Source organism: Neisseria elongata subsp. elongata, assembly GCF_900113545.1.
Classification (GTDB): Bacteria; Pseudomonadota; Gammaproteobacteria; order Burkholderiales; family Neisseriaceae; genus Neisseria; species Neisseria elongata.
Genome location: NZ_FOPS01000001.1, coordinates 268,567 through 288,581, shown reverse-complemented (window position 1 = coordinate 288,581; position 20,015 = coordinate 268,567). Strand labels below are relative to the sequence as shown.

General features: G+C 53.5%; 18 protein-coding genes and 1 tRNA gene. 11 read left to right on the top strand and 8 right to left on the bottom strand.

The genetic code is table 11. The annotated features are described in order from the left end of the window. Positions 1-182 precede the first annotated feature (182 nt). Entirely contained in the window at positions 183-1,979 is a 1,797-nt protein-coding gene (locus BM261_RS01475; RefSeq protein WP_370446624.1) for a Pycsar system effector family protein, read from the bottom strand. 171 nt (positions 1,980-2,150) lie between these two features. Here BM261_RS01475 and BM261_RS01470 point away from each other — a divergent pair, with 171 nt between their 5' ends. From BM261_RS01470 to BM261_RS01445, 6 genes are all read left to right on the top strand, one after another. Further along, positions 2,151-3,968 (top strand): SurA N-terminal domain-containing protein, encoded by a 1,818-nt coding sequence (locus tag BM261_RS01470; RefSeq protein ID WP_074894450.1) that lies wholly within the window; start codon positions 2,151-2,153, stop codon positions 3,966-3,968. 130 nt (positions 3,969-4,098) lie between these two features. Next, positions 4,099-4,680: a hypothetical protein gene (locus tag BM261_RS01465; RefSeq protein ID WP_074894449.1), complete on the top strand. Its 582-nt coding sequence runs from the start codon at positions 4,099-4,101 to the stop codon at positions 4,678-4,680. 81 nt (positions 4,681-4,761) lie between these two features. Next, complete coding sequence (trxB, locus tag BM261_RS01460) at positions 4,762-5,712, top strand: thioredoxin-disulfide reductase (protein WP_074894447.1); 951 nt, start codon at positions 4,762-4,764, stop codon at positions 5,710-5,712. A gap of 78 nt (positions 5,713-5,790) precedes the next feature. Further along, positions 5,791-6,282: a peptidylprolyl isomerase gene (locus BM261_RS01455; protein WP_049249526.1), complete on the top strand. Its 492-nt coding sequence runs from the start codon at positions 5,791-5,793 to the stop codon at positions 6,280-6,282. Between the two features lie 99 nt (positions 6,283-6,381). Beyond that, complete coding sequence (gene recA, locus BM261_RS01450; protein ID WP_074894445.1) at positions 6,382-7,452, top strand: recombinase RecA; 1,071 nt, start codon at positions 6,382-6,384, stop codon at positions 7,450-7,452. Between the two features lie 184 nt (positions 7,453-7,636). Continuing rightward, positions 7,637-8,419, top strand: coding sequence for a sugar ABC transporter permease (locus BM261_RS01445; RefSeq protein ID WP_240317904.1), 783 nt, complete (start codon positions 7,637-7,639; stop codon positions 8,417-8,419). A 308-nt stretch (positions 8,420-8,727) separates the two neighbouring features. Here the strand turns inward: BM261_RS01445 and BM261_RS01440 are convergent. Continuing rightward, positions 8,728-8,818, bottom strand: a tRNA-Ser gene (locus BM261_RS01440). Positions 8,819-9,060: 242 nt separating this feature from the next. Next, a complete protein-coding gene (argH, locus tag BM261_RS01435) occupies positions 9,061-10,440 on the bottom strand; it encodes an argininosuccinate lyase (RefSeq protein ID WP_074894441.1) in 1,380 nt (459 codons plus the stop codon). 40 nt (positions 10,441-10,480) lie between these two features. Between argH and BM261_RS01430 the strand changes: the two genes are divergently transcribed. Continuing rightward, entirely contained in the window at positions 10,481-11,527 is a 1,047-nt protein-coding gene (locus BM261_RS01430; protein ID WP_074894439.1) for a sensor histidine kinase, read from the top strand. A gap of 126 nt (positions 11,528-11,653) precedes the next feature. Further along, complete coding sequence (gene trxA / locus BM261_RS01425) at positions 11,654-11,986, top strand: thioredoxin TrxA (RefSeq protein WP_074894437.1); 333 nt, start codon at positions 11,654-11,656, stop codon at positions 11,984-11,986. 116 nt (positions 11,987-12,102) lie between these two features. Here the strand turns inward: trxA and BM261_RS01420 are convergent, their stop codons facing one another. Next, the gene (locus BM261_RS01420; RefSeq protein WP_070452301.1) at positions 12,103-12,669 is read right to left on the bottom strand and encodes a peptidylprolyl isomerase; all 567 of its coding nucleotides are present in this window, start codon (positions 12,667-12,669) and stop codon (positions 12,103-12,105) included. A 209-nt stretch (positions 12,670-12,878) separates the two neighbouring features. On the opposite strand from BM261_RS01420, the gene BM261_RS01415 reads away from it, so the two are divergent. The 3 genes from BM261_RS01415 (at position 12,879) to BM261_RS01405 (ending at position 14,442) form a co-directional block, all read left to right on the top strand. Then, a complete protein-coding gene (locus BM261_RS01415; protein WP_240317903.1) occupies positions 12,879-13,337 on the top strand; it encodes a pyruvate kinase in 459 nt (152 codons plus the stop codon). Between the two features lie 61 nt (positions 13,338-13,398). Then, the gene (locus BM261_RS01410; RefSeq protein WP_074894433.1) at positions 13,399-13,812 is read left to right on the top strand and encodes a hypothetical protein; all 414 of its coding nucleotides are present in this window, start codon (positions 13,399-13,401) and stop codon (positions 13,810-13,812) included. Between the two features lie 87 nt (positions 13,813-13,899). Then, a complete protein-coding gene (locus BM261_RS01405; protein WP_074894431.1) occupies positions 13,900-14,442 on the top strand; it encodes a 5' nucleotidase, NT5C type in 543 nt (180 codons plus the stop codon). A 142-nt stretch (positions 14,443-14,584) separates the two neighbouring features. Here BM261_RS01405 and rnc read toward each other — a convergent pair whose 3' ends face one another. The 4 genes from rnc to BM261_RS01385 form a co-directional block, all read right to left on the bottom strand. Continuing rightward, entirely contained in the window at positions 14,585-15,313 is a 729-nt protein-coding gene (rnc, locus tag BM261_RS01400; RefSeq protein WP_074894429.1) for a ribonuclease III, read from the bottom strand. Between the two features lie 192 nt (positions 15,314-15,505). Next, on the bottom strand, positions 15,506-17,923 hold the full coding sequence (locus BM261_RS01395; RefSeq protein WP_074894427.1) for a TonB-dependent receptor: 2,418 nt from the start codon (positions 17,921-17,923) through the stop codon (positions 15,506-15,508). A gap of 309 nt (positions 17,924-18,232) precedes the next feature. Beyond that, positions 18,233-19,027 carry an ABC transporter ATP-binding protein gene (locus BM261_RS01390; protein ID WP_003770738.1) on the bottom strand — a complete coding sequence of 265 codons (795 nt, stop codon included), beginning with the start codon at positions 19,025-19,027 and terminating at the stop codon, positions 18,233-18,235. Beyond that, positions 19,024-19,929 carry an ABC transporter permease gene (locus BM261_RS01385; protein ID WP_003770739.1) on the bottom strand — a complete coding sequence of 302 codons (906 nt, stop codon included), beginning with the start codon at positions 19,927-19,929 and terminating at the stop codon, positions 19,024-19,026. Before BM261_RS01385 ends, BM261_RS01390 begins: the two co-directional genes overlap by 4 nt. Between the last annotated feature and the right edge of the window lie 86 nt (positions 19,930-20,015).

Below are 20,015 nucleotides of genomic sequence, written 5' to 3'. Positions count from 1 at the left end.
TGCGGATGATGCCTTTCAGACGGCCTCCTGTCTGAAAATGCACGGTTGGCCGCTGGTTTGTCCCGTCTTTCATATATGGCCGATGGCATCATTGCCGCCATCCTCCGTCCGCAGAACGAAAGGCCGTCTGAAAACCGATATTATGGTTTTCAGACGGCCTGTATCTGCATCGCCTGCTTGGCTTAATCCTTGCTCAGCGTGCTGTAATCGACCATCATGAATTTGGCGGTCAGTTTTTTCGAGGCGTTGCCTTCGTCGCCCATCACAATCAGACGCGGCTTGCCGTTTACGGTAATGGAGTCGACGGCTTCCACGTTTTTGATGTGCTGCAGGTTGGGCAGGGTAATTTTCTGCGGCTCGTCGCTGTGTTTGCCGCTCCAGGTCCATAATTGCGAGAACCTTTCGCCGGCTTCGTCTTTGACCTCGTTGGCGATGATGTAGGTTTTCAGGATAGGGTCGTAGTTGAGCGAACGGATACCGCCGCCGGCAATGTCGATGACCGCGACTTCGTCAAACTCGGGTTTGGCCTTGTGCTCAAACACTTCTTTCGGGTTGGAGATAAAGGCAACCAATGCCATGTTGTTGAATTCGGGGTCGCGGAAGCCCAGCACCAGCCGTTTTTTCACCGGATCGAAAGCCATACCTTCTATATTGATTTCTTCAAACGAAACCTCGGCGTTGGTGCGTTCGCGGATCAGGTCGTGCAGCTTGGTATCGGTTTCCAACACCTGCGTCAGGTCGTCGTAGCTCGTCAGGCCCAACACCTCGCCGTTTTGGATTTTGAAACGCAGCATGTGTTCCCGGTCGGGCGAACGCTGTCCTTTTTTGTTGCGCGAGTGCGAGGTCAGCGCGTAGATGAAGCCTTCATCGTCGCGGGCGAGTGCCTCCAAGTCGTTCAGACGGCGTTTGAAGCCCGTGATGATACGGGTGTCGAGTGATTCGTCTTCAATCAGTTGTTCAGACTTATCAATGGACAGTATGCTGAAAGCATGGTTCGGTTCGTCTTCGGCAATCAGCAGCCGTCCGTCGGGAAGCTGTTGTACGGCGGAAGGTTCATACACGCCTTTAAACATATCGATACCCAGTGCGCGCAGCTCTGCCGAATTGTCGGCGGATGAAGGCATCAATGTGGGCAGGGTTTTCACGCCGATAAAGGCGAAAAGGGATGCAAGCAGCCCCCAGCGGAATACTGAGTAGGATAAGTTGATGTATTTAAACTGTTTGTCGGTCAGTAGGCCCAGCCAGTAAAGATGGTCGCTCATTTTTTCGTACACTTGTTTTCGGTCTCCCATAATTTCTTGCATCATTTCCCAATATTCTTCTTTCTGTACCTTCACGCGGTCTTCATAAATCAGGATATTGGGCTGGCCGCCGCCGAAAAAGCGCGTTTCGGCATGGCTGACACGGGTTTTCCAGTCCGAGAGTTTCGCCCGTCGGCGCAGCACGTCTTTCAGCCATTCGCGCGCCGCACGCACTTTGCCGATTCGTTCGGGCGAGGCGGAAAGCAGCGCGAACACGATGGATGCGGCGGCGGTAATCATAAATGTGCTGGCGGGAATCAGGAATTCGGGCGACGACGAGAAAATAAATGCCCCCGAAATCATCAATGCCGATACGATGAAGCCGTTGAGCGAAATCATAATGTTGGCTTTGGTTGCCGCCAATGCGAGCAGCTCCATTTCTGAGCGCACGGCGTTGCGGAACATGGTTTCCACGCCTTTGCCTGTACCGATTTCGCTGATGCGGCGTTTGGTATTGCGTTTTTTGCGTTTGCTTTTTTTAGAGGGTTGCGTTTTGGACGCAGGTTGGGTTGTTTGGGAATCCGCACCGTCGGGCTTATGTTCCGGCTGGTTGTCGGAAACGCCTTCAACACCGTTTTCAGACGGCCTGCCGCCGTCGTGTGCCGTTTCGGATTGGGGTGGAGATGAGTGCGGAAATTCCGCATTTTCAGACAGGTTGTTCGGGATATTTTCCATCATTCATACGCACTCCGTAAAAATAAGGAATTTAAATCATTTCATTATCATTTATCTATTGTCAAGCATAAGGGGCCGGGTGGTCGGTATTTCAGACGGCCTCACGCTATTTCTGCCGTGGGTAAAATCAGTTACAATGACGGCCTTTTTATTCTTTGATTTTACTTGGAAGCTATGTTTTCAGCCGTAGAGAAATACAACGGCCCGGCCAAGATAATGCTGGGTTTGATTGCACTGACTTTTATCGGTTTCGGCGCATCTACCGTCGCCGCGCCCGGTTCGGACTACATCGTCAAAGTGGGAGACGAAAAAATCAGTACGCAAAATGTGCAGGCCACCGTGCGCGAAGAGGGCTTGGAGTCCAATCAGGACGCGCTGGCCGTGCTGACCGACCGTGCCTACCTTTACGAAGGCGCGCGCGCAATGGGCATCAATGTTTCGCTGGAGCAGTTGAAGCAGGTCATTATGGACGACAAAGGCTTTCAAGACGAAAACGGCCGTTTTAACGAGCAGAAATTCCGAAATTTTCTGGCGCAAAGCGGCCTGACCGAAGACCAGCTGATTGAAAAGCTGCGCCATCAGTTTGAATTGCAGAACGTGGCTAACCTTGCCGCCAACGGCAACATCGTCAGCAGCCAGCAGCTCGAACGTATCGCCAAACTGATGCAGGCCGAGCGCGAAATCCGCACCGCCGTGGTCGACCCGCGCAATTTTGCCGCCGGAATCAAAGTGGACGATGCCGCGCTGAAGGCCTATTACGATAAAGACAAAAGCAAATACCTCATCCCGAAAGCGGTGAAATTCGAATATATCGAATTGTCGGCAAAAACTTTGGCCGACAGGCAGATCGTCAGCGAAGAAGAAGTAAAAAAAGCCTTCGCCGAACAGCAGTCGTCCGCACAACCCAAGCAGGAAGTGTCGCACATCATGTTTGCCCTGGCTCAGGGCGGCGATAAAGCCAAAATCAAAGCGGAAGCGGAAAAAGTGCTGGCAGAAGCAAAAGCTGCACCTGACAATTTTGCCGCCCTGGCGCAAAAATATTCGCAAGATACCGCCACGGCCCAGTCCGGCGGCGCATTGGGTGTGGTGGATAAATCTTCCGCCCTGCCGGAAGAGTTTAAAGCGGCAATCGCCAAGCTGAACAAAGGCGACATCGCCCTGGTGGAAAGCACTGCCGGTTTCCATATCGTCCGCATCACCAATACGCAGGGTCAGCAGAGTTTTGACGAAGCCAAAGCCTCGCTGGAAGCGGAATTGAAGCAGAAAAAAGCGCAGCAGGCCTTGGCGCAGATGCGGCAAACCCTATCGCAAACCACGTTTGACTTCCCCGACAGCCTGAAGGCCGCAGCCGAGAAAACAGGACTGCCCATCCAAAGCCACAACGAATGGTTGAGCCGTCAAAATGCCGTGCAGCAAAATATTCCTGCCGAATGGCTGGAGGTGTTGTTCAGCGACGAAGTGTTTAAGAAGAAACACAATTCCGACGTGATTACGGTTGGCGATACTTCTTGGGTGCTTCGTGCCACGGAAACGCGGGAAGAAAGCACGCCGGCTTTCGAACAGGTAAAAGAACAGGTACGCACGGCCTACGTAAACAGCGAATCGGCCAAAGCGGCGATGGAGCAGGCGAAAAAACTGTTGGCCGAACTGCAAAAAGGCGGCAAGCCCGAACTGGCGTGGTCGGAAAAAGAAACCCTGAGCGCGTCGGACGCACGGTTGCGCCTGTCTCCTCAGGCATTGGCCGCGCTGGCAAAAGCACACCCGACAGACGGAAAACCCGCTTACGCGCTGCTGGAAGGACAGCCTGCGCCGCTGTTGGTGGAAGTCTTGTCGTCAAAAGTGCAGAAAGCCGATGCGGATGAAAGTAAAAAACTGAAAAACGAATTGGCGCAGCGTACCGGGCTCGGCATGTATACCGGCCTGCTGACCTATCTGAAAACCAATATTCCCTTGAAGCAGGGCGCGCAAAAATTGGATTCAGACAAACATTAAGCATGGTGCCGAAACCATTTCAAAGGCCGTCTGAAAATACCTTATGCCGGATTTTTCAGACGGCCTTGATTTTCCCGCCCCCCGCCTAATATTAGGCCTTCGTCCACATCCGTCATCACAAAGGAAAACGATGAAAAAATCCCGCCTGACACTGCTTGTTTTCACTGCATTCGCCTTGGCTGCCTGCGGTAATGACAAACAGGCCGAACTCGAACAGCAGCTTAAAGCGCAACAGGAGCAAATCGCCCAATTGAAGGCGCAAGCTGCCTCGGCCGCCGACCAAACCGTTTACCAGCTCCTGCCCGATGCCGTTAATGAAACCCTGTCGCCCGAAGCCCAGCAGCAGGGCAAAAACGGCGAAATCGTAACCGGCAAAGACGGCCAGCAATATATGTATGATTCCTCAACAGGAAGCTGGTTCCTGCAAAGCCTGGTCGGAGCGGCGGCCGGTGCCTTCATCGGCAACGCCCTGGCCAACAAATTCGCCCGCGCCCCGGCCAACAGTCCGGCCGTGCAACAAGTCCGCAGCCGCTACGAGCAGCAATACAAAGGCAAACGCCCCACCGCGCCGACCAGCCTGCGCCCGCAAAATGCCGGACAACGCGGCCAACAGGCCGGCGGCTACCGGCCGACCGACCGCGCCCAATCCAACTATCAGCAGCCGCGCCGTCCCACCATGCCGCGCCGCAGCGGATTCGGCCGCCGCCGCTAACCGTTTTCAGACGGCCCCTTAACAAATGAGGCCGTCTGAAAAACATTGCACCGCATCCCTAGATACAGCAAGGAATAAACCATGAGCAGCAAGCACCACAAACTCATCATCCTCGGTTCCGGCCCCGCAGGTTACACCGCCGCCGTTTATGCCGCCCGCGCCAACCTCAATCCCGTCATCATCACCGGTTTGGAACAAGGCGGCCAACTCATGACTACCACTGAAGTGGACAACTGGCCTGCCGATGCCGACGGCGTGCAGGGCCCCGAACTGATGGCGCGCTTCCTCGCTCACGCCGAACGCTTCGGCACGGAAATCGTTTTCGACCATATCCACACCGCGCAATTGCAGCAACGCCCGTTCAAACTCATCGGTGATGCGGGCGAATACACCTGTGACGCACTCATTGTTGCCACCGGTGCATCGGCCAAATACCTCGGCCTGCCGAGCGAAGAAACCTTCGCCGGACGCGGCGTGTCCGCTTGCGCCACCTGCGACGGCTTCTTCTACAAAAAACAAGACGTAGCCGTTGTCGGCGGCGGCAACACTGCCGTGGAAGAAGCACTTTACCTGGCCAACATTGCCAACACCGTTACCCTGATACACCGCCGCGACAGCTTCCGTGCCGAAAAAATCATGGTGGACAAACTGATGCGCCGAGTGGAAGAGGGCAAAATCATCCTGAAAACCGAAGCCGTATTGGAAGAAATATTGGGCGACGACAGCGGCGTAACCGGCGCGCGGTTGAAATTCAACGACGGCCGCAGCGAAGACATCGCCGTCAAAGGCGTATTCATCGCCATCGGCCACAAACCCAACACCGACATCTTCAAAGGCCAGCTGGAAATGGACGACGCAGGCTACCTGAAAACCAAAGGCGGCAGCGGCGACAACGTCGGCGCAACCAACATCGAAGGCATTTGGGCGGCGGGCGATGTGAAAGACCACACCTACCGCCAAGCCATCACCAGCGCGGCCTCCGGCTGCCAAGCCGCTCTCGATGCCGAACGCTGGCTCGACGGCCAACACTGATTTCCACGCCGTCTGAAAAAAACCTTTACACGAAAAAAGTTTTCAGACGGCCTTTACCTCAACCGAAAGGATTGCAAAATGATTAAACTGACCACCAACAAAGGCGTGATTACCCTCGAACTGGATCACGAAAAAGCCCCGATTACTGCCGCCAACTTCGAACAATACGTTAAAGACGGCTTCTACGACGGCGTGATTTTCCACCGCGTCATCAAAGGATTCATGATACAGGGCGGCGGCATGACCCCGGACATGGGCGAAAAAGCCACCCGCGACAGCATTCAGAACGAAGCGCAAAACGGCTTGAAAAACGACAAATACACCATCGCCATGGCGCGTACCCAAGCCCCGCATTCCGCATCCGCCCAGTTCTTTATCAATACTAAAGACAACGACTTCCTCAACCACACCTCGCCCAGCCTGCACGGTTGGGGTTATGCCGTATTCGGCAAAGTAACGGACGGTTTCGATGTGGTCGATGCGATTGAAAACGTCACCACCAAACGCCACGGCTACCACGACGACGTTCCGGTAGAACCCGTTATCATCGAGAAAGCGGAAATCGTTTAATCCGCACATGCAGGCCGTCTGAAAACTTGGGTTTCAGACGGCCTCCCCTTATGAGATAATCATCACCCCATTTGACAAACCTCAACGAGAATACCCACCATGGCAGACGAGAAAAAAAGCAGCAAATCGGAAGACAAAAGCAAAGCCTTGGCCGCAGCCTTGGCCCAAATCGAAAAACAGTTCGGCAAAGGTTCCATTATGAAAATGGACGGCAGCCATCAGGATGAAGACCTCGAAGTCGTCTCTACCGGCTCGCTCGGCCTCGATTTGGCGCTCGGCGTCGGCGGTTTGCCGCGCGGCCGCATTGTTGAAATTTTCGGCCCGGAATCTTCCGGTAAAACCACCCTGTGTCTGGAAACCATCGCCCAATGCCAGAAAAACGGCGGTGTGTGCGCCTTTATCGATGCCGAAAACGCCTTCGACCCGATTTATGCGCGCAAGCTGGGCGTGAAAGTGGAAGAATTGATGGTTTCCCAGCCGGATACCGGCGAACAGGCATTGGAAATCTGCGATATGCTGGTGCGTTCCGGCGGCGTAGACATGGTGGTTATCGACTCGGTTGCCGCACTTGTACCGAAAGCGGAAATCGAAGGCGATATGGGCGACAGCCACGTCGGCCTGCAAGCCCGTCTGATGAGCCAGGCACTGCGCAAACTGACCGGCCACATCAAAAAAACCAACACCTTGGTGGTATTCATCAACCAAATCCGCATGAAGATTGGCGTCATGTTCGGCAGCCCGGAAACCACCACCGGCGGTAATGCCCTGAAGTTCTACGCATCCGTCCGCCTCGACATCCGCCGTACCGGCCAAATTAAAAAAGGCGATGACGTTATCGGTAACGAAACCAAAGTCAAAGTCATCAAAAACAAAGTTGCCCCGCCGTTCCGCCAGGCCGAATTCGATATCCTCTACGGCGAAGGCGTGAGCTGGGAAGGCGAATTGATAGACCTCGGCGTGAAATACGATATTGTTGAAAAATCAGGCGCATGGTACAGCTACAACGGTGCGAAAATCGGTCAAGGCAAAGATAATGTACGCGTTTGGCTGAAAGAAAATCCCGATGTTGCAAACGAAATCGACAGCAAAATCCGGGCTGCCGCCGGTACCAATATCGAAATTACCGAAGGCGTGCGTGATGAAACCGACGGGGAAGAACCGGAAGAATAAACTTTGGGTTCGGCTTGAATAGAAGCAGTATCGACTGTCTGTCTGATTCAAAACACCTTCTCCCCAATATGGACACGGTTGTTTTAAATTCAGACAGGCCGTCTGAAAAGCATGAATCAGAGTCCGGAAACGGCTGTTCAAACAAACAGGCAATTGCAGAGGCAATTGCCTGTTTTAACATAACTTGATAGAATTACGCCAAATATTATATTGTCAATTACTCACTTTATCTAAAATCATGTCTAAATTTTCTAATTCATTAACCAAGTCGCGCAATCCTTTCGATCAGCAAAAAAACAAAAAAAGTGCCGCGCCGGGCAGTACGGCGGGTGCGTTGGGATTGTTGTTGTCCATTCTTGCCTTTGCCGTTTTGCCGCTGTTGAAAACGCTTGAGTTAGGCAGCGTTGTTACTGACTTGGGCGTGCCGCTATATGTATTGCCGATCGCTTTGGCAGTCTTAGCGGTGGTGTGCGGATTCAAAGGACGGGGCGGAGTGGCCGTAATCGGATTGTTGCTGGGCATCGCGTGCCTGTTGTTGGCGGGTACCTGTGTCGGCATCGAGCGCTTTGCACCACAGTTTAATACGGCATTGAAGCCTGTTTATGAACTATCCGGTTTGGAAATGCCGACGGCTGTTTCCCCAGTAACGGGGAGTCCCGTTCCCAATATCGAACAGAAAAGCAGCCCTAATCCTGACTCTGCTGCTGATGCCTTGATTTTTACGCAAAACCTGGTTGCGTCCAAGCTATCGGAAGGTTTGGAGTTGAATCAGATTACAGAGGCACTGATGTTGAACGAAACGCAGCATAAGTATTGGCAAAGTATCAGCATCCTGCAGGGCACGATTACCGCTATTCCGGTTGGCAGCGATCAGGCTTTGGCTATGCTTCCATTGCAGGAAGGCAATAAAATTACATGGGTATGCAGCGGCAATATTCCCGATAGTGTAAAAGAGTTATGCGAATAACTTGCTCACAAACTGGATTTAATCAGGCCGATGCAGTAGGAGGCTTTGAACCCATAAACTAAACAGTGCTGGGCAATCTACTTTGATTGTTCAGCATTGTGCATGAAGAAAATGATTTTCTTTGGGGGTGTGCAATACAGCTGGATATTCTTAATTTTAAAGTTAATGTATAGTCTCATTGACTGCCATATTGTCGGTTTATCTTACCTACATTCTTTGATTGTCTGAGGTTCGAACCTTGTGGCAGTTGATTAAAATGGAGATAAACAAAAAGCAGACTGTATAAAACAGTCTGCTTTTTAAATTTGTGGCGGAAAGGAAGGGATTCGAACCCTCGATACGCTATTCACGTATACACGCTTTCCAGGCGTGCGACTTCAACCACTCATCCACCTTTCCTGAAATAAGAGGCGCATTATAGGGAAATTTATTGTTGAAGGCAATATTTTTTTCAGACGGATTTAAACAGGGAGTATCTAAATATGAAAATATTCAGGCCGTCTGAAAATTAGTTCAAATGATGCCTCTGTCTTTTTCACATAAATCATCAGGATTTTCCCGATATTGCCTGTCTAAATCCTTCAGGAAATATAAAAGGCCGTCTGAAAAAAGTTTTCAGACGGCCTCTTTCATCACTTGAATCAAGCCAGTAACTGCCGCCAGCGTTTCACTTGGAAGCGCACTTGCTCCGGTGCGGTTCCGCCCAAGTGGTTACGCGCGTTCAGGCTGCCTTCGGGTGTCAGCACGCCGTACACGTCGTCTGAAATCAGCTTGCTGAAACCTTGCAAGACTGCAAGCGGCAGTTCGCTCAAATCGACGCCCGCTTGGTCGGCATGGCGCACGGCTTGGGCGACGACTTCGTGGCTGTCGCGGAAAGGCATGCCTTTTTTCACCAAATAATCCGCCAAATCGGTGGCGGTGGCGAAGCCCTGCATCACGGCGGCGCGCATATTGTCGGGTTTGATGGTCACGCCGCGCATCATATCGGCGTAAATCCGCAGCGTGTCGATGAGCGTGTCGGCGGTGTCAAACAACGGCTCTTTGTCTTCCTGATTGTCTTTGTTGTATGCCAAGGGCTGAGATTTCATCAGGGTAATCAAGCCGATAAGGTGTCCGATGACACGGCCGGATTTGCCGCGCACGAGTTCGGGCACGTCGGGATTTTTCTTCTGCGGCATGATGGACGAACCCGTACAGAAACGGTCGGCAATGTCGATAAAGCCGAAACGCGAACTCATCCACAAAATCAATTCTTCGGACAAACGACTCAGGTGAACCATAACCAGCGAGGCGGCGGCGGTGAACTCGACGGCAAAATCGCGGTCGGATACGGCATCGAGCGAGTTTTGGCAGATTTGTTCGAAACCCAGCAATTCGGCGGTGATTTCGCGCTGAATCGGATAAGTCGTACCGGCAAGGGCGGCTGCACCGAGCGGCATACGGTTGACACGTTTGCGACAGTCTGTCATGCGCTCAAAATCGCGTCCGAGCATTTCGACGTAGGCGAGCATGTGGTGTCCGAAACTGACAGGCTGGGCGACTTGCAGATGGGTGAAACCGGGCATGACGGTTTCGGCGTTTTGTTCCGCCAAATCGACCAAGGCCGTCTGAAGGCTCCGAATCAGGTCTTGAATGACGGTAATCTGGTCGCGCAGCCACAGGCGGATGTCGGTGGCGACTTGATCGTTGCGGCTGCGGCCGGTATGCAGGCGTTTGCCGGCATCGCCGATTTTGTCGGTAAGGCGGCGTTCAATGTTCATGTGGACGTCTTCCAAATCCAGCGACCATTCGATTTTGCCGGCTTCGATTTCTGCCAAAATCTCGGCCATACCCTGTTGGATGGCATCCAAGTCGGATGCGGGCAACACGCCGGATTGGCATAACATCTCGGCATGAGCGAGTGAGCCTTGGATGTCCCATTGTGCCAAACGTTTGTCGAATTCGATGGAGCCGGTGTATTTTTTTACCAGTTCGGATACCGGCTCGTTGAATCTTCCCGACCATGTTTTGTTGCTATTCATATATAATCCGCAGTTTACATTGGTTAATGATAATAAAGAAATGGGTATTATACGTCAAATGGGCAGCTGGTTTGCAGTTCCCGATATGCGCAATTTGGGTACGACGATCAGGATAGTCGCATTCGGTATCATTGCAGCATTGATGCTGCCTTTGGTGTCCGGCGACGGCGGTTCGTATTTCAATAAAGTTTTGAAGGAGCTTGAATGGATTGCCCCGGTTATTCTGATAAACGGATTGGTCGGCTGTTTTACAGACCGTTTTTTAGTCAGGTACAGTCATGGCGTGTGGATTAAAATCATTGCCTGCATGGCCCAGTTTTTTATTGTCGATTATATATTTCTGGGTACGCGGGGTGAGTTTGTCAGGCATTTGGTTCTGTATGGGACGGGATTGCTCTTCATGATGTATGTCGAGGCCAACCGTTTGCGCGCGTTGTCTCCTGCAGTATCGGAAGCCCGATTAACGGCCTTAACAGCGCGTATCCGGCCGCATTTTCTGTTTAACAGCCTCAATGCCGCCATCAGCCTGATACGTTTGCGGCCTTATGATGCCGAAACCCTGCTGGAAAACTTGGCCAACCTGTTCCGCGCCCAGTTGCGCGACGGCGGCCAGTACAGCACGTTGGGGCAGGAAATCGAATGGGCGCAGGAATATATCGCCATCGAGCAAATCCGTATGGGGCACCGCAGGGTTCAGGTGGAGTGGCATCACGATGCGCCGGATGATGCGGAAACTCCGCAGCTGCTGTTGCAGCCGTTGCTGGAAAATGCGGTTTTCCACGGCGTGGAAACCACCCACAGGCCGGGCAATATTGTGGTTCAAACCGCTTTGCAGGGGCATTGGCTGTATATCCGCATTGAAAACCCCTTTACACCGCATGAAAATATGGAGAATACGCAAAAAGTCCACCGCAGCAATTCAATGGCCCTGAAAAATCTGAAAGAGCGTTTGGACATTATGTATGACAATGATGCCCAGCTGAAATTGGAAGCATTGGACGAATTGGGCATTTACCGCGTCGATATCCGCTTGCCTTACCGCAGCAAGGAAAAAGAAACGGAATACCAAACCCTTTTCGGCGATTAACGTCGTTGATAAAGCGTATGGCTGCCATACGCGAAAACTATTGTTTGCACCTAGGGCTTGAAATCGGCGGTCATTCCCCATATTCTGTCTGCCGTATTGCTTACAACCGAAAGAAAAGGACAAACCATGAGCAGCGAATTGATTGTACACAGCAGTGATGCCGATTTCGAACGCGACGTTTTACAGTCTGACGTTCCCGTATTGCTGGACTTTTGGGCACCTTGGTGCGGACCGTGCAAAATGATTGCACCAATTTTGGACGAAGTGGCTGCCGAATTTGAAGGCCGTCTGAAAGTGGTTAAAATCAATATTGACGAAAATGAGCAAACCCCCGCCAAATTCGGCGTTCGCGGTATTCCGACTTTGATGGTGTTCAAAAACGGCCAAAACGTGGCAACCAAAGTGGGCGCGCTGGCCAAAGGCCAATTGACCGCTTTTGTTAATGCCTCCATTGCCTAAGCGGATTTTTATTCATTTGAAACAAAACGGTATGCTTAAAAGCATACCGTTTTTCGTTGTGCGCCGTATTGATGGCGGCAAACCGGTCGGAAGTGCCGCCATGTTTTTCAGACGGCCTATTTCAAAATATTGACACGGCGGATGATGACGGGTTTGACCGGGACATTTTGATGAATGGCCTGATCGGTAGTGGAAACTTTGCCGATATTGCGCACGACGTCCATACCGCCGATGACTTTGCCGAATACGGCATAGCCGTAGCCTTGGGGCGATTGGTCTTTATGGTTTAAAAATCCGTTGTCAGCCAGGTTGATAAAGAATTGGCTGGTGGCGGAATGCGGGTTGCCGGTGCGCGCCATGGCGATGGTGCCTGCCGTGTTTTTCAGGCCGTTCCCCGCTTCGTTGCTGATGGCTTTATCGGTGCTTTTTTGTGCCAGGTCGGCCGTAAAGCCGCCGCCCTGAATCATGAAGCCGTCTATCACGCGGTGGAAGACGGTATTGTTATAAAAGCCTTTTTCGGCATAGCGGACAAAGTTGGCTACTGTTTTCGGCGCGCGCTGTTCATCCAGGCTGAGTTTGATGGTGCCGTAGTTAGTGTCTATCTCGGCCAAGGTTTCGGCTTGGGCGGTCAGGCCGGAAACGGCAAAAGCGGCGGCCAGCAGCAGTTTGGCGGTTTTATTCATAAAATGACTCCCGTGTGAAAAAGGTGCAATCATGCGCGATTTTTTTGTGAGGAAGGGTAAACGGCGGTTAAAACCTGTTTGAGGCCGTCTGAAAATAGGGAAACGGCAAAAAGCCGGGTTTCAAAAAAGCCAACGTGCAGTAGAAGTCTGAAAGCAGCCTGAAAGTCGGCTATACTGCAAACCCTTATCCGTAAACAAGGAAACAAACCGTGGCGGTGAATAATTACTGGCACATGCAGATGCATCCGACAGACGAACCGGCGGATTTCGGCTGCCATATCGATTGGATTTTGGAACACCGGAGCTTTATCGGCATGGGCGAATGGGAAGGTGGGCGCGATACGATTAACACATTTGTCAATGAGATGGCGGTAAACGACATCGTTGCCATCAAGCGCGGAGGCAAACTGGTGGCTTTGGTTCAAGTCATCGGCGATGCCTATTTCGTCCCGCGCGAAAACGATGCCGACCCGCGCACGCAATGGATGGAAAACCGCCGCCCTGTCCGCGTATTGGACTGGGCAATCAACGGCGAAACCCTGCCGCAACGGATGGGCACGTTAAACCGCTGTGCCAGCCAACAGGCGGAGACCACAAAGATTATCCGAAACTGGCACGCGCGCGTGAACGAATCGTTGAAAAAACGCGGAATTCCGATCGAAGTCTGACCGATTTTGATGCCGTAGCCTGTAGGGTAGGGAACCGATTTGCCGTTGGAGCGGGATTGTTATGGGCATACTGACAACCTTCATCGTTGCACTTTTTTCCACATCAGAACCTAAAATTGCCGAAATCCGACACACGGCGGAGTACGGTGGTTTGCTGCAAATCCGGATTGCGGCGGATAATAATCGGCCATGCGGCAGCATACACATGACGCCGGAGAGCTTGGATTACATCATTACTTGCGGCCGATACGCAGGCAAAGCCCTGATGCCGCATCATGACATCATATTGAACCATACCGGACAGCAGCTTGTCGCGCACTACCGTTCAAACGGAAAAATATTGTTCAAAATCAACTGTTCTGCCGACGAATACAGAAAAATCTCGACCTTTCTGCCCGAACCGGTAGAGGATGTGCGGATGGAGATTGGAAAGGAAAGCCCGCATCCGCCCCGCAGTCATCCGTCAGACAAATAACGGCCAACCAACTTATAATACCCAATTTCCGGGTATGGCCGTTTCATGCGGCCTGCCGCTGTCCGACACACACCTGAAAGCCACAATATGCTTATCCTGCTTGATCAAGACAACGTACTTGCCGATTTTGAAAGCGGCTTCCGCCGGCATTGGCGCAACCGTTTTGGCGAAGACGCGCCGATAGAAGGCAAAGAACATCTCTTTTATATCCGCGACCGCCTGCCCGAGCACCTGCAAGCATATGCGGCCGAACTTTACGGCACAGTCGGTTTTTTCGAGAGCCTGCCGCCCGTCTCAGGCGCGGTGGAAGCCGCACGCGCGCTCTTGGCTGCCGGGCACGACGTGCGCATCTGTACCGCGCCGGTAAACCAATACCGTTACTGTGCCGGCGAAAAAATTGCTTGGGTAGAACAGCATTTGGGCACGGAATGGACACGGCGAGTCATCATCACCAAAGACAAAACCTGGGTACGCGGCGACATCCTTATCGATGACAAACCCAATATCGAAGGCACATTGCCGCCCCTATGGCAGCACCGTCTCTACGATGCACCGCATAACCGTCATCTTGATGTGCCCCGCATCGTATGGGCACAGCCGGACACTTGGGCGGATTTGCTGACCGGTTGATGCCGCTTTTGTGCGGATGGCCGATATGGCGGATTCGCCGGGGTTGGGTTGGTATTTGATAGATTTTGTTTCGATTGAAAGATTACCCATATGCCGAGAGGCCGTCTGAAAGGGTTTCAGATGGCCTCTTGCTGCATTCTGCCTATTTGTTTTTCCTGCGTTTCGATTTGGCGGGCGGGTGGTGCTGTTCCAGCCATTCGAACGCCGTTTTTGCGGTTTGCTGTTCGGCGGCACGGCGGCTGTGCGCTTCTGCGGTAGTGATGAAGCCGAGTTCGCCCAAGTCGCAGGAAACGGTAAAGCGGGCGGTGTAGCCTTCGCCTTCTTGGTGTTCGATGCGGTATTTGGGCAGTGCGAGGCGGCGTGCCTGCAGTGCTTCCTGCAACATGGTTTTGGCATCTTTGCCTTCGTTATCGAAGTTGATGCTGCCGACCCGGCGGGCAAACAGGTGGCGGACGACTTGTTCGGCAGCGTTGAAATCCGTGTCGAAGCTGACGGCGGCAAACATGGCTTCCATGGCGTCGGAGAGGATGGAAGGCCGTCTGAAACCGCCGCTCTTGAGTTCGCCGTTGCCCAACAGCAGGGCGTCGCCGACTTTGAGTTCCGTTGCGATTTCGGCCAGTGTGTCTTGATTGACGAGGTTGGCGCGCAGGCGGGACAGGCGGCCTTCGGGCAGGTCGGGGAAGGTGTCGTAGAGCATTTTGGCTATGGTGTAGTTCAAGATGGCATCGCCGACAAATTCGAAGCGTTCGTTATGGCGGGAGGAGTAGCTGCGGTGCGTGAGGGCGCGGGTCAGCAGTTCGGGCTGTTTGAATCGGTATTGCAGTTTTTGTTGGATGTGCTGCAATGCGGCGGTATGCAGTTTCGGGTTCATTTCGGTATCCGTCGGGAGGCCCGAATGCTTTTCCAGACTCGGCAGGAATACGGAAAAGGATTGGGACGGTTTGCGGCATCAGAGGCCGTCTGAAAAGGCGGTATTGTAACGGATTTGTATGCGGATGTGCCAAAGAGAGGCCGTCTGAAAAGCCTTAATCGGTTTTCAGACGGCCTTTTGTGCGGCTGTGGTTTAGAAATTCAGTCGCAGTCCGGTGCGCAGGGAGCGTCCGGGAAGCGGGGCAAGATATTTGAGGGTGGAGTTGTGCGGCCGTGCTTCGACGTTGCCTAAGTTGCGTGCATCGGCAAACCATTCGAGTGTGAGGTCTTTCGGCAGTTTGCGGGTGTAGGAGAGGTAGGCGTCCCATATGTTGTAGCCGCCGAGGTTGGGCTCTTCATATATGGCGCGGCCGCGACGTTTTTGTGCGGTGTGGCGCGTCAGGCTGCTGCCGAGCAGCCAGTTGCCTTTGCTCCATTCCAAGCCGATGCCGTAGCGAGAGGTAGGCATGGCGGGCATGTATTTGCCTTGGTTGTGGGAGCGGACGCATTTCAGCCATTTTTCGCGGTTTCTCGAGTCTTCCGGGCTGCAAGAGCTGTGATTTTCAGCAGGGTAGTTTTTGACCAAGTCGGCAAAGAGGCGTGCTTCCAAATTACCCGCGCGGTTGAGATCGAAGAGGTGGGTGAATTCCAGTTCGAAGCCTCGGATTTTGGTGTCTCCCTGCTGCCAGTAGCGCAGCGGCATCCATTCTACTTCTGCGCCGCTGTCGTTGAGGTAAATGTAGTTGTCGAAGGCGGTGTGGTAGTAGGCGGCTTTCAGGGTGCTGTTTTTCCATTTGAATTCATTGGACAGCTCCCAGGTTTTCGCGGTTTCTTTTTTCAGGTCGGTATTACCGCTTTCGTTGGCAAAGACGGCAAAGTGGCGGTTGGCGGCAAACAGCTCGTTGATTTCGGGTGCGCGCTGCGAGCGGCTGTGGCGGATGCCGATGCGCCAGGCATCAAAGGGTTTCCAAGACAATGCGGCCTGATTGCTGTTGAGGCTGTAGCGGTATTGTTTGTTCTCAAGCGAACCGCCGTAGTTACGCATCGGTTTGAAGCCGTTGAAGTTTGGGGTATGGCTGACACGGCCTATCCGGCTGCCGATTTCGGCTTCCCAGTTGCGGTAGTTGAGTTTTTCCAAGGCGAAGATGCCGTAGGATTGTGATTGGGTGTCAGGCATGAGGCGGTCGATTCCTTCGCCACCGGTACGGCGTTTTTTCCAATCCAGTCCGGCACTACCCCGTACCAGGCTGCCGATTTTGTGGTTGAGTTCGACGCGCAACTGCGTACTGCGGCTGTCGATGCTGCTGACGAAGTGGTCGGCAAGCAGTTCGCGGTTTTCGGCATCGGTGTAAGCCAGTTGTGTTTTGACGTTATCCAGCCAGTTGTTGTTCGGCCGGTATTGGGCCTCGGCCGTCCAGCGGGTTTGGTCGGCGGAGATGTTGGTCGGCAATGAGCCGTCCAGATGGCTGCGGGTGCGGAGGAAGGAATAGCCGGGCATGCCGTAGTCTGTCAGGTAACGGCTGACGCCGATGCCCGCATAACCTTGGCTGCCGATATAGCTGGCGCCGACGGAAAAGTTACGGGTGTGTTGGTGGCTGTTGGTAAGTTTGCCGTGTTCGTTGGGTGTGATGTGGGTGATGCTTTTGACGGTTTGACCCTTGCCGCTGGTGATGCTCGGATCATACAGCGGGTTTTCCGCCCAATTTCCCCACTGAGGCCGTTCTGTCCTGTAAATGTCGGCGTAATCCAGCCCCATCATGTCGCGCCATGCTTCGCCGCGGTCAAGGTAATTCTGCATGACATAACGGTAGTAGCCTTTATTGAAAAAAAAGTCGTACTGTACGTCGAATTGGCAGGCTTTCCCAAGAGGGAAGTAGTGCCTTTCGCCGACGGAATTGTAGCAGGCATCGGCTTTGCTGTTGCCGGGTATGCGATAGTGGGAAATTTTGCTGTTGATGCCGTCTACATGCCAGGCTATTTTGCCAATTTTGCCGTCTAGAGACAGCAGCTCGGTGTGGGGTGTGTTGTAACCGCCGCTTACTTCGGCTTTGCCCGTCCAGTTTTTTTCAGGCAGTTCGTCCGGGATTTGTCCGGTTTCTACGTTTACCGCGCCGCCGATGGCGTTGCCGCCGTAAAGTACGGCGGTGGATGATTTATGTACGGTGATTTTATCGGCCATAAAGGGATGGACAGCGGTAGGCAGGTTGCCGCCGAAGGCTGCCGTATCCGAAATGCCCAAGCCGTTTTCCATCAGTTTCACCCGTGTACCGCCAAGGCTGCGGATTTGCGGTGTGCCGTTGCCCGGACCGAAGCTGCTGTTTTGTACGCCGCTGATTCTTTCTACTGTCTGCCCCAATGAGGTGCTGCGGGCGGATTTCAATTTTTGTCCGTCCAGAATGTCCAGCGAATCTTTGCTTCCGCTGTCCAAGCGGCTGCCGCTTTGCGCCGGCCGTTTGCCGGATACGGTTACTTCGGGAAGTTCCCCGGTTTGCACATCTTCGGCATATGAGAGCGCAGGAAAGGCGGCAATGGTGAGAAGTACGGATAATTTGATTTTATTTGAAGGGTTCATACTTTTCCTAATGCTATAATCTATCAAAAACAGTTATATTATATCATTTAGCGAAAAAAAATGTTAATAGGGAAGTAAAAAATATTTCTCTGCAGATGAAAAGAGAGGCCGTCTGAAAACATGGTTGGATGCTTTCAGACGGCCTCTATCGTTGATTCGGCAAATAACTTTACAGAGAATGTTTATCTAATTATATGAATTTCCGAGTAAATAAATTTTTAATTGCGTGTGTTTACGGGAAGTGGTTTGCCGTCTGACATGACAGGCGCACACATTTCCGATAAGTGGTTAGGCACTTTATCCTTATCGTTAATCTAGTAATAAAGAGTCGTCAGATATTTGTTCGCCACGCGTCCGTTCGAACAGGTCGAGCAGGTCGGGAACGTCCATGCCCGCGCGTTTTTCCCCGCCGACATCGAGGACGACGCGGCCTTGGTGCAGCATGACGGTGCGGCTGCCGTGGTCGAGTGCCTGACGCATGGAATGGGTAACCATCATGGCGGTCAGTTTGTTGTCGGCGACGATTTGTTCCGTCAGCTCCATCACGAAGGCCGCGGTTTTGGGGTCGAGGGCAGCGGTGTGTTCGTCCAGCAGCAGGATTTTGCTTGGTTGCAGGCTGGCCATCAGCAGGCTGACGGCTTGGCGTTGGCCGCCGGAGAGCAGGCCGATGCGGTCTGTGAGGCGGTTTTCGAGGCCGAGTTTGAGCAGGGCGAGTTTTTCGCGGAAGAGTTCGCGGTTTTGGCGGTTCAGGGCGAAACCCAGCCCGCGTTTGCGGCCGCGGGAGTAGGCCAGCGCCATGTTTTCTTCGATGCTGAGTGCTTCGCAGGTGCCGGCAAGCGGGTCTTGGAAGACGCGGGCGACGAGGTGGGCGCGTTTGTGGGCGGGCAGGCGGGTAACGTCGCGGCCGTCGATATGTATGCTGCCGCTGTCCACCATCAGGTCGCCGCTGACGGCGTTGAGGAAGGTGGATTTACCCGCGCCGTTGCTGCCGATGACGGTAACGAATTCGCCGTCTCTGATGTGCAGGCTCATGCCGCGCATGGCAGGGTTTTCGATGGCCGTGCCGGGGTTGAAGGTTACTTTCAGGTTGTCGGCGCGCATCATGGTGTCGGTTTCCTTTTCAGACGGCGTTTGACGGCCGGCAGTTGCAGGGCGAATACGACCAGTACGGCGGTAATCAGGTTCAGGTCGGTGGGGCGCACACCTATGCTTTGCAGTTGCTCGTTGCCGAGTGCGAAGGCAATCATCAGGCGATAGACGATAGAGCCGAGGACGGCGGACAGGGTGATGAGGAAGATGCGTTTTGCTGGCAGCAGGTTTTCGCCGATGATGACGGCGGCCAGGCCGATGACGATGGTGCCGATGCCGCTGCTCATGTCGGCGCTGCCGCTGGTTTGGGCGAAGAGTGCGCCGCCCAGGGCGATAAGGGCGTTGGAGAGGGCCATGCCGAGGACGATCATTTTAGAGGTGGGCACGCCCTGGGCGCGCGCCATGCGGGCGTTAATGCCGGTGGCGCGTACGGCCAGGCCGGTTTTGGTGTTGAAGAACCAGTCGAGCAGGAGTTTTGCGGCGATGACGAAAAACAGGACAATGAGCGGCTGTACCCAGAATTGGTTGGAAAAATCGGGTGCGGTAAAGGGGGAAAAGACGCTGGGCGTGTCGATAAGGGGCAGGTTGGGCGTGCCGCCGGTAATGCGCAGGTTGAGCGAATAGAGGGCGACCATGACCAGGATGCTGGCCAAAAGGGGCAGGATGTTCAGTGAAACGTGCAGCCAGGCGGTAACGGTGCCGGCGGCCGCTCCGGCCAATGCGCCAAGCAGGCAGGCCAGCCAAGGATTTACGCCTGCTCCGACGGAGACGGCGAAAACGACTGCGCCGAGCGGGAAGCTGCCGTCGGCGGTTAGGTCGGGGAAGTCGAGGATGCGGAAGGAAATCAAAACGCCCAAGGCGACTAATGCGTAAATCAGGCCGGTTTCGATGCCGCCGAAAAAGGCGATCAAGGTCATTGCTGCGGTGTTTCTTTCTGGTTGTTTCCGATGTGCCGGTATGGCGGGACGGCTGTTGGCAGTGGCTGGATTGGGGACGGAATGCG